Consider the following 12260-nt stretch of genomic DNA (forward strand, 5'->3'; position numbering starts at 1 on the left):
TGTTTTAGAGTTTTAGTTTATAGCCTACGCCGAAATAATGCATATCAGGATCGGCATCCTCGGCATCCGAGTTTCGCATATCCTGGAAGCGATAGTAGAGGCCGAAAGAATGCTGTTTGGTGATTTTGATATCCGTGCCAACGGTATAGCGGATTTTCTCGATAGCCATACTGTTATAGAACTCCACATTAGCGTAGGGAGTGAACATAGCACGCTTCTGGTCCCATTCCACCTGCAGTCGGGTGCGGAGCTGATGCTTGCCTTTTGACTCACGGATATAATCACTATCCAGCGATTTCGTCTTCAGGGTTTCATCAATCTTCCAGCGTTCTACACTCTTCTCGGGGCGATAGGTATACTGCCAACGCTCACGAAGTGACACGCGAAGATTGCTCCACACTTTGTAGTCAGCCCCCAAAGAGGCATGAAAGCGATGACGCGGTCCCCAGTAGCTGGGACGCCATTTCGTCTTCGATGCCCCCTTCGTGATCTTCTCTCCGAAATGAGTATTCAGATAAGTATAGCCAGCGTCGGCCTTCAGCCACTTGGCCAACTTATAGTCGGCATTCAGCCCCACGCTCCAGCGGTCGGAGGTCTTGAAGTCATTACGACTACGGTAGTCGGCCTCCAAGCTGACACCCAACTGCTTATTGATTTTCTTCTCTACCTCCAGTCCTAGAATCATACCTGACTCACTCTGGGCATACAGCCGGGGCAGCGCTGCGACTACGGCCAGCAACAAAATAATCAGACGTTTCTCCATTGTGATTTTCTTACCGTGAATTGATTATCTACTTCATTAGGCTTACTGTCGTAGGTGACGCGCAGCACCACAGAATCCTTGAGGAAATCGATACCGCCGACCTCTACCTTGATAATCTTAAGACCGGTACGTTCCTCCAGGTCAGCAATCAGCTTCTCCTTGTTTTCCGGCTTACAGAGTTCCGGGCGGTCATACTGAATGAGCTTATTACTCAATATCTTCAGACGGCGCTCACACATGCTGATAGCAACGAGTACGATGACATCGATGACACCCAACTTCAGGAAGTCTGCCAGGACATCAGGGGTCGACTCTACATCCACCATCGCATGAACCACAGAGAGACATATGATAATAAAGAGGTAAGTCATCTCGCGCACAGGCATCGTGTCGGTACGATAACGCATGATACTGAAGATACCAAACAAGCCGAGACCTACGCCCATTGTGGCCTTACCGCGATCCATACCCATCATGAAGTAAACCAGGAAGAAAATGGCCACGGAGATAAGCATGAACGTGAAATAGAAATCGCGACGACGTGACTTTTTGTAATACAGGCGGTCAATAATCACCCAGTTTACAAACATGCACACTACAAAACGCAGAAGTGCCAATCCGAAGTCACCTGAAAAGAAATTCAAAATGTAATCCATCGTTTTTTACCTTATTTTTACCTTATTTATTTTTATTCCTTATTTAATATAAGTTCCACATCCCTCAGTTTCTGCTTAAAGCGGTTGATGGGTAAATGGCTATTGGTCATAGCTGCTCCCATACAGTATTTGCTGAATCCATGTGGGTGTATGTGGAGCGTGCGCAACATCTCCAGCACGGGCGAGAAAGCCATTCCGTCACGCTTCAGTTCTATAATGACCAGCGGTCCCATATCCTTGTTCGTGTGGGTCTGCACATTATTAAACTGTAACGCAGTATCTATGGTAAGTCTTTCCGTCTTGGCTTTATTGACCAACGTAATCCTGCGGAAATAATTATGCATATGAGGTATCAGGGTATCTGCATCAAACCTGAGCGTCTTTGCCAGGAACTCACGCTTCTGCTGGTCGTCAAGGTTCATATCCTCCACCTCGATACGTTTCTTCTTCGTCCTACCGTGATTATTCTTGGTCTTCACCTCCATGAACTGCAGATGACTGCTCACATAGGTACGGAAACGGATCTTCTGTCTGTTGGCATGACCATGCTGATGTTCCTTATACATATCATAGTCGCGCGTATCAAAATAGGTGGTATCATAAAGCATGTTGCGTTCACCATCTATTTCTTGCGCGTAATAGTCTCCCTGAGCCATCTCCAGCAACCGGATGAGCATAGGCATACTGGTCACGAATTTTGTATCCGTGCGATTCATCAGTTTCACACCGCTCATCTCATCAAGTGTGATGGGAGCAAAGGAATATAATAATTCTTCCATTAAAACGGCTTTAGTTATCGATTTGTTGGCAAAATTACACATTTCCCATAAACTGAGCAAATTTTTTCCACAAAAACAACAATTCAATCAGCAAAATGGCCCTAAAATTGTTAAAGGATGTTATCTCTAAAAAAATTCCTTCGAAATGTTTTTTTTATTCAAGAAAAAGTCATACCTTTGCACCCGCAAAACAGCAAAGAGACCTACAATGGTGCGTTAGTTCAGTAGGTTAGAATGCCTGCCTGTCACGCAGGAGGTCACGAGTTCGAATCTCGTACGCACCGCTTCTCTAAAACTGGTGAGCAAAGCAAACATTACGGATTGGTGCGTTAGTTCAGTAGGTTAGAATGCCTGCCTGTCACGCAGGAGGTCACGAGTTCGAATCTCGTACGCACCGCAAAAAGAATAAGGCTCATTGATTTTCAGGAATCGATGGGCTTTTAAATTATCAACCAAAAAGTAACAAGCAAGACTATGATTAAGAAAACAATTCTTTTGACAATGTTTGTAATGGCTGCACTCGTTTGTACAGCCCAACAGCGCACAACTCAGGCCACACTTTACAAACAATTCAAGCCATCGGTTATTACCTTAAAAACCGGTCGCACCATTAACCAGTCACATACCAACGTCTTCCTGAAGAATGGCTCACTCGTTTACCTGAATGGTGAATATACGATGGAAGCCAACATGGAGACCATTGCCGCTGTGGAGTTTGATGACAGGAAGTTTATCAATATCAAAAACCAGCTGGCTTATATGGTGGACTCTGTAGGTTCAAACATCCTCTATCGTATAGATTTGCTGGACCTGAATGCGTATAATCAGAATCTCCGCAACAACATCAACATCTCGAACATGGGATTTGAGAGTGGAGCTATCACCACTACATCCATGGACCTGAACAGCGAGGACGACTATAAGCTCCCTATCTTCTCACACTACTACTTCTTTTATAACGGAGAGTTTGTGAAGGTGCACGAGCGCGATATCTCACGTGTCCTGCCAAAAGACAAGGACTTGAAACGCAAATACCGTACCATCATCGGTATGGACGACTTCAGCTGGAATAGCGACAACAGTCTTATGAAACTGTTGAAAGCCATTACCGTGAAGGAAGGAGAACAATAAAGGGGATGCTTATGGGTAAGACAAATATCAAGGAGTATTATACCACAGCCGTTAAAGTAGCTGACCAGGTTTTGAAGGACCCTCAGAACAGCGTGAATGAGGTTCTGAAGAACCAGTTGGGCTACCATAACGGTATTAAGGGGTTTCTGACAGACCCTTGGAATATCATCTGTCTTGCCAATCCTGTTTCATTGGGCGCGCGTGTACTCTATAGATATACGCAGACCAAGAAACGTCAGGCTCAGGAAGCTGAGATGATGAAACGTACAATCATTGCCAAGCAGCAGGCTATCATCAAGAAGATGGAGGAGGAAAACCTCCAGAATGAGGAGCAGCGCAAGAATCTTCAGGAGACCATCGAGTTCCTCGAGGAGGCATTGAAACGTATTGAAGAGGGAAAGAAGGATAAGTAAGGAACTGACGAATGGCTGACAGGGAATATACAGATGACGAGAAGCGTACCCTTCGCGTGCTGAAGATGCAGGAGGGCGATTTGTCACGTCTGCAGGAACAGACGGACAGTCACACACAGCAACTCTCGCAGATGGACGACAGATTATCAGAACTGAAGCGTCGTGCATCAGCCATCGCACAGGAAGAAGGCATAGAACTGCCGGAAGAGCGTCATCTCACCACTACCCCAACCCATCAGAAAGAGAAGATGGCCGTTGACGCCATCCCTTCATGGCAGTCGATTGAGGAGCGTGCCGACGAGACAGGCATCCCCCACGATATCGTCATCGAGGATCTGCTCACAGGCAAGGAGATAACCTATGCCCTGAGTGAAGTGAATCGCATCAACGAAGAGTTTGCCAGTCGTACTGGTCTCACGCGCAGCGACCTGACTTTCCTCGTCATTGCCACCAGCATCCAGTCCGCCCGTTGGGCTATGACACCCAAGATTGCCGGACAACTGGGAAAATCAGGCCGGATTATTGCAGCCCTGTCTCCCTCGGCCATGGCGATGCTGGAGCAAAAGCCGGATACCAAGGAACTGACCCTCATAGACGAGACCAATCAGGAATTCATAGAGGAAGCCGGGGAGATCCACGAAGGACCTAAGTCCTGGGAGGAGATTCTGGAGCAACGCGACGAGATGCCCGACAAAGCTTTCGACAACGACTCCATGAACTGGCTCTTCGGCATTGTCAATAAGATAACGGGCACACGTACTGGCAGCAATTTCACCTCTACAGATGCCGTTACGGGCGAGGATGTGAGCACGCCTGGCATGCTGGCAGAAGCATTACGCAATATCAAGGAAGATCCCAGACGACTCACCGCTGCCGTCTATTCGCAATATGCACAGGTGAAAGCAGCAGAAGGCGACCCTGTTGATGTGCTGAAACCCGTGACGGAAGCCCTTCAGCCCGGCATGGAGAGCGAACTGTTCCAGATGCAGGCCCAACAGCTGGCATCGATGACAGACCTGACGCTGATAGGCAGACAAGCTGCCTTCCCCCTGATGGTCAATATGGCTGTCAGTCTGCTTCACGGACTGCTGTATAACCCGGAGAAAGACGGGCCACGCGAGTTCTATGACGCCCGCACCCGCAAGATCCTGTTGCTGTCAAACCTCTTTGCGTCAGGCAGCAACCTCACGTTTACCATTGCCGCAGAACAATGGCAGAAACTGGATATCGGCGGACTCCTCGTCACAGGTGCACGAGCCGTTCAGGACCTTGCCTATCTGACAAATCTGGAGGACCACTTCATGAAACAGCAGATGGATAAAGTATACGAGAAGGAACTTCAGGATATCGACAGTCACTTTAAAAACGAAATTATTAAAACACAATAATATTAAGAAATGACACAAACAATTCAAAAAACTCTGCGTGACAGCGCCGCCATGCGCTGGACCGCCTTGCTGCTCCTGGCTCTCGCCATGTTCTGCAGCTACATCTTCATGGACATTCTCTCACCTATCAAGGACCTGATGCTCTCTGAGCGCGGATGGGACTCAAGCGCATTCGGAACCATGCAGGGCTCTGAGGTATTCCTCAATGTCTTTGCCTTCTTCCTGATTTTCGCAGGTATCATCCTCGACAAGATGGGCGTGCGTTTCACCGCCGTTCTCTCTGCCGTAGTCATGCTGGTAGGTGCTGTCATCAAATGGTATGCCGTTACAGACGCATTCATTGGCACAGGTCTGGAAACATGGTTCACCAATAACCTGAATTATATTCCCGTATTCGACGAACTGGGTGTTTCACCTTTCTACGAGGGTATGCCCGCTTCTGCTAAGTTCGCAGCCTGCGGTTTCATGATTTTCGGTTGTGGCTGTGAGATGGCAGGTATCACCGTCAGCCGTGGTATCGTGAAGTGGTTCAAGGGTCGCGAGATGGCGCTGGCCATGGGTTCTGAGATGGCCTTGGCCCGTCTGGGTGTTGCCACCTGTATGATTTTCTCACCCTTCTTTGCCCGTCTGGGTGGAAGCATCAGCGTGAGCCGTTCTGTGGCTTTCGGTGTTGTTCTGCTGTGTATCGCCCTCATCATGACCATCGTCTATTTCGTGATGGACAAGAAACTGGATGCCCAGACTGGTGAGGCTGAGGAGAAGGATGATCCCTTCAAGGTTTCAGACCTCGGCCAGATCCTCACCTCAAGCGGTTTCTGGCTCGTTGCCCTGCTCTGCGTGCTCTACTACAGCGCTATCTTCCCATTCCAGAAGTACGCCGTCAACATGCTGCAATGCAACCTCACCCTTGAAGCTCCTGCAGCAGATACCTTCTGGGCACAGCCAGATGTGACCATCGTACAGTATATCATCATGCTGCTCGTAGCAGGTTTCGGTTTTGCCAGCAACTTCCAGAAGCAGGCCAACCGCAAGTACATCCTCCTGGGACTCTCTATCCTGTCGCTCATCACCTATTGCTATATGGGTTACATGCGCCAGTCGGCCGAGTCAATCTTCGCCGTGTTCCCCCTGCTGGCTGTGCTTATCACTCCTATCCTGGGCAGCTATGTTGACCATAAGGGTAAGGCAGCCTCAATGCTCGTTCTGGGCTCATTGCTGCTGATTGCCTGCCACCTCACCTTCGCCTTCATCCTGCCTATGTTCAATGGCAGCACCGTTGGCGGTGTCATCGTGGCCTATGCCACCATCCTCGTCCTGGGTTCATCATTCTCTCTGGTGCCCGCATCATTGTGGCCCAGCGTTCCCAAGCTTGTTGACGCAAAGATTATCGGTTCTGCCTACGCGCTGATTTTCTGGATTCAGAACATCGGTCTGTGGCTGTTCCCTCTGTTGATTGGTAAGGTGCTCGACAAGACCAATCCTGGTGTTACAGACCCCACACAGTACGACTACACCTGGCCTCTCATCATGCTGGCCTCACTCGGTGTAGCAGCCTTGATTCTTGGTCTGCTGCTGAAAGTGGTTGACAAGAAGAAGGGCCTTGGACTCGAAGAACCAAACATCAAAGAATAGTCTGTTCAGAATGGGGCTGTAACTTACAGCCCCATTCTTTTTATCATAAAGACCTTAAACAGGATGATGACAGTACAGGAAATCTTTTCACTCCGAATGACGGGACATATAGAGGAGGCTTACGAAGAAGCACGTAAGCTCTATGCCATCAACAAGGGAAGGCACGCCCTTTCGGCCATGTTCTGGACGGCTACCGATATCCTGAAGCTTCGCATCCAGGCAGGACGAACCGACGAAGCGCGGAAAATCCTTCTGGCCCTAGAGCGTCTTTTGACACACGTCGAGATACCAGAGCAACTGATGGAGAGGCAGTTTGTGAGCTGCAAGAAACTCCTTGAGAAGGCTTCCTCCCGCAAGCAGCTCTACGAGAAAGCTCCCAAACATATCCAGTTGGGTATCCGCGGAGAAGAAATAGCAGCAGCCTACCTGCGTGAGAAAGGCTATGTGATCCTGGAGCGCGACTGGCATTCCAGCCATCGTGACATAGACATCATCGCACAAGATAACGACTGTACGGTATTTGTAGAAGTAAAGGCCCGGCAAAACCGTCTGTTTGCCGAGCCTGAATCTGCTGTCAACTATCAGAAACTGAAGAATCTGAGCCTTGCCATCAACCACTACATCAAATACCGTCAGATAGACAACCCCTGGCGTTTTGATGTCATCACCGTCGTAGGCGATTTAGGTTGCCAGGCACCCGAGATTCAACATATCCAGGATTTCCAACTGTTCTAATCCACGTTGATGATTAGAATTCCACGAGGATTCTGAACACCTTGCCAGGGTTCTCACTCCACCAACGCATCGTCTCAAGTGCCTCCTCGGGCTTGATGACCTTGGTGATAAGGGCATCGACCGGACAGGTGCCACGCTCCAGATAACGGATAACGGCACGGAAGTCGGAAGGCTGCGCATTACGGGAGCCACGGATATCCAACTCCTTCTGTACGAAGTATTTCGTCTGGAACGACACCTCAGACTTGGCATAGCCGATACAAGCCACACGACCCGTGAAAGCCACCTCATTGATAGCCATCTGATAGGTAGGCACACTACCCACGGCCTCAATCACCACGTCAGGGCCAAACCCGTTTGTCATCTCCGACAGACGCTGGTGCGCATCCTCGGTCTTGGTATTCAGCGTATAGGTTGCACCCATCTTCTTGGCCAGGGCCAACTTCTCATCATCGATATCGGCAGCGATAACGGTTGCACCACGCATCACACTGCGAACGATGGCACCCATACCTACCATACCACAGCCAATCACCATCACCACGTCGATATCAGTAACCTGCGCACGACTCACGGCATGGAAGCCAACACTCATCGGCTCTACCAGGGCTGTCACCTTCGGCGTGAGCGAACCAGCAGGGATAATCTTCTCCCAAGGCAGGACGATATATTCCTTCATGGCACCATTACGCTGCACGCCCAGCGTCTCGTTGTACTGACAGGCGTTAACGCGTTGGTTGCGACAAGAAGCACACTTGCCACAGTTGGTATAAGGGTTACATGTCACCACCATGCCCGGTTTCAGCGTCTCGGGTACGCCAGCACCAACGGCCTCAATAACGGCACCTACCTCGTGACCGGGAATCACGGGATTGAGCGCCATCGTGTTGCGCCCCATGAAGGTATTGATATCTGAGCCACAGAAGCCTACATAACTGAGGCGAAGCAGCACTTCACCCTCGCCAGGCTGCGCTGGTTGTGGCAGCTCTACGATGTTTAATTCTTGCGAATGCGTAATTTGAATTGCTTTCATTATACTACTGATTACTTATTAGCTTAACTCATTTAACTATTAATGATTCTCTTTCACCTCACTCAGACATATTCTTGATATAAGGCAGTTCCGGCAGGTTCTCAAAGCCATAGAACGACTTCGCGTTACCACCCAGGAACATCGCCTTCTCGCTATCCGTCAGTTCCGATGATTTCTCCACGAAATCATACGACATACGATAAGTAATGGCGGTAATGGTGCGAGGATAGTCGGAGCCCCACATCAAACGCTCCATACCTACTAGGTCGGCCGCCTCGCGAATACGGCGGATGGCCGTGGGGAACGGATAGAACTCAGAGTTGTAGAGCCACGTGATGCCCCCCGACTCCACCATCACATGACGCCCCTGACGAGCCAGGAGCACCTGACTGCGAAACGAGGCCGTGCTAGGCATGCCGAAATGACCGATGGCCACCTTGAGGTCAGGACATTCCTGGATTACCTCCGCCATCTGCCCTATCTGCTCTTCATCATCAGCCAGACACATGGACAGCACCATCTCCTTGCTCTCCATGAGTTTGAAGACAGGCATCAACGTGAGCAACGACTCGTGGATACGATGACCAGGGAAGGCGATACCCTTCAGTCCGGCGTCGATGACAGCCTGTGCCTCGTCCGTATTCCAGGCCATGCCCATACAGAAAAAGCGGTCGGGATATTGCTGTTGCACCTTCGTCAGGTAGGCGTTCTGACAACCATCTATCACCTCCTGTACCACGACAGCGGCTCCCACCTGCGCATAGTTCATGTTCGACAGGAACACCTCAGCCGTGTTCTGTCCGTCAATCATAAACGGCGGCAACATCTGCACCTCCTCGTCCATGAAAATACTCCGGCCGTTCTTCAACGACAAGATACGCTTCCCGTCGACGGTGGTATCCTGTTTCAGCCACAGATGACTGTGGGCATCGATTATGAGTTTGCCCATGTGACGCGCTGCTGGTTACCGATAATCTCTTTCACTTGGCGCACCAAGTCCCAATCGGGCTCTTCGTTAGCCCACTCGATATTACGGCGCACATTCTCAGGATTAGCCGAAGAGAACAGCGTCGAAGCGATGCGAGGATTACTTACAGAGAACTGTACAGCCAGTTTCTCGATAGGATAATTCTTCTCGTTACAATACTGGGCAGCCTTCTGACAAGCCTCTACCAAAGCCTTGGGAGCCGGATGCCAGACAGGAACGCCACGCTGTGACAGCAGTCCCATGGACAAGGGCGACGCATTGACGATACCGATGCCATGCTGCTCAAAGAAATCCAGGTAATCCACGATGGCATCATCGTTAAGGGTGTGGTGACAGAAGTTCAGGATACTCTCTACCGTACCAGCCTCACTATGTTCGATAACCCACTTCAGGTTCTCCAACTGCAGGTCAGTAATACCCACATGACCTACCACGCCCTTCTTCTTGAGTTCTACCAGGGCGGGCAATGTCTCGTCAACAACCTTCTGCAAGCCGCCGGGCAATGCAGCCTGGAACTCGATATCATGCACGTTGATCAGGTCGATGAAGTCGATACCCAGACGTTCCATGCTCTCATAGACACTATCCGTCACGCGCTTGGCAGAATAGTCCCAGGTATTCACGCCGTCCTTACCATAGCGGCCTACCTTCGTACTCAGGAAATATTTATCACGGGGTATATTTCGCAGGGCCTTACCCAATACCGTTTCAGCCTTGTAATGACCATAATACGGACTCACATCAATAAAATTGATACCTCCCTCGACAGCTGTTTCCACGGCTTTGAAGCTCTCGCTCTCGTTCGTCTCACGAAACACGCTGCCTAAAGAAGAAGCGCCGAAACTTAGGTGGGATATCTTCATCCCCGTATGTCCTAATTCTGTGTACCTCATTTTTGCTTTTAATTACTGGTTATACTATATAATTACTTAATCTTCCGACATATCGGCAACCATCTTACGATATTGCGTATAAATACGTTCGCGTGAGAGGTAGCCCTTCAGGTGACCATCCTTATCGAGTACCGGCAACCAATTGGCATGCGTCTGGTCGAAGGTCTTCATCACCACACTCATGGATGCCTGGTCGCTCAGCGTGGCCGACGGCTTCTGCATCAGTTGGCTGGCCGTGAAATGATGGTATAGCTCCGTACGGAACACCACATTCCTGTTCTTGGCAATATCTATCTCGCCCAACAAAGACCCTGCGGCATCCAGCACGGGAATCACGCTGTTGCGCGAACGACTGATTTTCCTGACGATATCTGACAGTTCGGTATCAGGACCCACGGCCAGCACGTCGCGCTCTATATAGCTGTCCATCTGCATCAGCGTCAGCACAGCATGGTCTGTATGGTGCGTAATCAGTTTGCCCTGCTTGGCCAGTCGCGAACTGTAGATGCTGTGCGGCTCAAACAGGATTATCGTCAGGTACGAACTGATAGACACGATCATCAGCGGCAGGAACAGGTTATAGCCACCCGTCAGTTCGGCAATCAGGAAGATACCCGTCAGCGGTGCATGCATCACACCCGACATCACGCCCGCCATACCCATCAGGGCAAAGTTCTTCTCAGGCACATAGACGCCAATCTGGTTGATGTTCCAAAGGCGTGAGAACAGGAAACCGCTGAAACAGCCGATAAACAGGGAGGGGGCAAACGTACCGCCACATCCGCCGCCACCATTCGTGGCCGAGGTGGCAAACACCTTCGTCAGCAGTACCAGGGCGATATATGGTATCAGCATCTCTATCTGTCCGGAGAACAGCGAGTTATCCATGATACGGCGCCAGTCGTCATCCGATGTGCCATTCAGAAGGAGGTTGATAGGCCCATATCCCTCTCCATAGAGCGAAGGGAACAGGTAGATCAACAGGCTCAGCATCACGCCGCCGATGGCCAGTTTGACGTAGGGCTTGTCCTTGAAACGTGCGAAGATATCCTCACAGAAGCCCATCGTCCTGATGAAATACAGGCTCACCAGACCACAGAATACGCCCAGGCCGATACAGGCAGGAACACGCTCCACGGACCAGGGGTTGTCCAGATGGAATGAGAACAGCGCCGCGTCGCCACTGAAGATATAGGTAAAACAGGTCGCCGTGACGCAGCTCACAAGGATAGGCATCAGCGACGCCATCGTCAGGTCAATCATCAATACCTCAATCGTAAACACCAGTCCTGCTATCGGCGCCTTGAAGATACCGGCAATAGCACCTGCGGCACCACAACCAATCAGCAGCATCAGCGTCTTACTGTCCATCTTGAACAGTTTTCCCAGGTTACTGCCGATAGCCGAACCCGTCAGCACGATAGGCGCCTCGGCACCCACACTACCACCAAAACCGATGGTAATGGCCGACGAGATGACGCTTGACCAGGTATTGTGAGGCTTCAGTCGTGAACGGTTCTGACTGATGGCATAGAGGATACGCGTGATACCGTGCGAGATATTATCCTTCACCACGTAGCGCACAAACAGCGACGTGATATAGATACCCACAACAGGATAGACCAGGTACAGCCAGTTTGATGAAGAAGCATCAAACGAACTGGTCAGCAATTGTACAATCTGATTAATGAGCCAGTGCAGCACCGCGGCTGCCACAGCAGAGAAAAAGCCCACGAAGAAAGCCAATACCAGCACGAACATACGGTCGCTGATATGCTCCTCGCGCCACTCATGCAGACGCGTCAACCAACTTGCCGAGGAAGAATCTATGGTTGTATCCGCCATCCTT

The 12260-nt window shown here is 50.2% G+C and carries 12 protein-coding genes and 2 tRNA genes; 7 read left to right on the top strand and 7 right to left on the bottom strand.

Annotated elements, in window-relative coordinates:
• Nucleotides 1-4: 4 nt before the first annotated feature.
• Genes L6468_RS08200 through L6468_RS08210 form a run of 3 tightly spaced genes read right to left on the bottom strand, consistent with a single transcriptional unit; the run spans nt 5 to nt 2198 of the window.
• Entirely contained in the window at nt 5-763 is a 759-nt protein-coding gene (locus L6468_RS08200; RefSeq protein ID WP_091819194.1) for a DUF2490 domain-containing protein, read from the bottom strand.
• Nucleotides 748-1419, bottom strand: a complete 672-nt coding sequence (locus tag L6468_RS08205) for a DUF4956 domain-containing protein (RefSeq protein WP_237792884.1) — start codon at nt 1417-1419, stop codon at nt 748-750. The genes L6468_RS08200 and L6468_RS08205 overlap by 16 nt, the downstream gene beginning before the upstream one ends.
• 32 nt (nt 1420-1451) lie before the next feature.
• Nucleotides 1452-2198, bottom strand: a complete 747-nt coding sequence (locus L6468_RS08210; protein WP_237792885.1) for a polyphosphate polymerase domain-containing protein — start codon at nt 2196-2198, stop codon at nt 1452-1454.
• Between the two features lie 210 nt (nt 2199-2408).
• Between L6468_RS08210 and L6468_RS08215 the strand changes: the two genes are divergently transcribed.
• From L6468_RS08215 to L6468_RS08245, 7 genes are all read left to right on the top strand, one after another.
• Nucleotides 2409-2482 (top strand) — tRNA-Asp (locus L6468_RS08215).
• A 39-nt stretch (nt 2483-2521) separates the two neighbouring features.
• Nucleotides 2522-2595: transfer RNA gene (locus tag L6468_RS08220), tRNA-Asp, on the top strand.
• A gap of 77 nt (nt 2596-2672) precedes the next feature.
• Nucleotides 2673-3329, top strand: coding sequence for a hypothetical protein (locus tag L6468_RS08225; RefSeq protein ID WP_237792886.1), 657 nt, complete (start codon nt 2673-2675; stop codon nt 3327-3329).
• Between the two features lie 11 nt (nt 3330-3340).
• Nucleotides 3341-3742: a hypothetical protein gene (locus L6468_RS08230; RefSeq protein ID WP_143005817.1), complete on the top strand. Its 402-nt coding sequence runs from the start codon at nt 3341-3343 to the stop codon at nt 3740-3742.
• Nucleotides 3743-3753: 11 nt separating this feature from the next.
• The gene (locus tag L6468_RS08235) at nt 3754-5130 is read left to right on the top strand and encodes a hypothetical protein (RefSeq protein WP_237792887.1); all 1377 of its coding nucleotides are present in this window, start codon (nt 3754-3756) and stop codon (nt 5128-5130) included.
• A gap of 9 nt (nt 5131-5139) precedes the next feature.
• Entirely contained in the window at nt 5140-6762 is a 1623-nt protein-coding gene (locus L6468_RS08240; protein WP_237792888.1) for an MFS transporter, read from the top strand.
• A 63-nt stretch (nt 6763-6825) separates the two neighbouring features.
• Nucleotides 6826-7497: a YraN family protein gene (locus L6468_RS08245; RefSeq protein WP_237792889.1), complete on the top strand. Its 672-nt coding sequence runs from the start codon at nt 6826-6828 to the stop codon at nt 7495-7497.
• Nucleotides 7498-7510: 13 nt separating this feature from the next.
• On the opposite strand, the gene L6468_RS08250 is transcribed toward L6468_RS08245, so the two are convergent.
• From L6468_RS08250 to L6468_RS08265, 4 genes are read right to left on the bottom strand one after another with little or no spacing between them, the layout of a single operon-like run.
• On the bottom strand, nt 7511-8530 hold the full coding sequence (locus L6468_RS08250; RefSeq protein ID WP_237792890.1) for a zinc-binding alcohol dehydrogenase family protein: 1020 nt from the start codon (nt 8528-8530) through the stop codon (nt 7511-7513).
• A gap of 58 nt (nt 8531-8588) precedes the next feature.
• Nucleotides 8589-9479 (bottom strand): amidohydrolase family protein, encoded by an 891-nt coding sequence (locus tag L6468_RS08255; RefSeq protein ID WP_237792891.1) that lies wholly within the window; start codon nt 9477-9479, stop codon nt 8589-8591.
• Nucleotides 9464-10411, bottom strand: a complete 948-nt coding sequence (locus L6468_RS08260; protein WP_237792892.1) for an aldo/keto reductase — start codon at nt 10409-10411, stop codon at nt 9464-9466. The genes L6468_RS08255 and L6468_RS08260 overlap by 16 nt, the downstream gene beginning before the upstream one ends.
• A gap of 36 nt (nt 10412-10447) precedes the next feature.
• Nucleotides 10448-12256, bottom strand: coding sequence for a chloride channel protein (locus tag L6468_RS08265; protein ID WP_237792893.1), 1809 nt, complete (start codon nt 12254-12256; stop codon nt 10448-10450).
• Nucleotides 12257-12260 lie beyond the last annotated feature (4 nt).

The organism is Prevotella communis (assembly GCF_022024115.1).
Lineage (GTDB): Bacteria > Bacteroidota > Bacteroidia > Bacteroidales > Bacteroidaceae > Prevotella > Prevotella communis.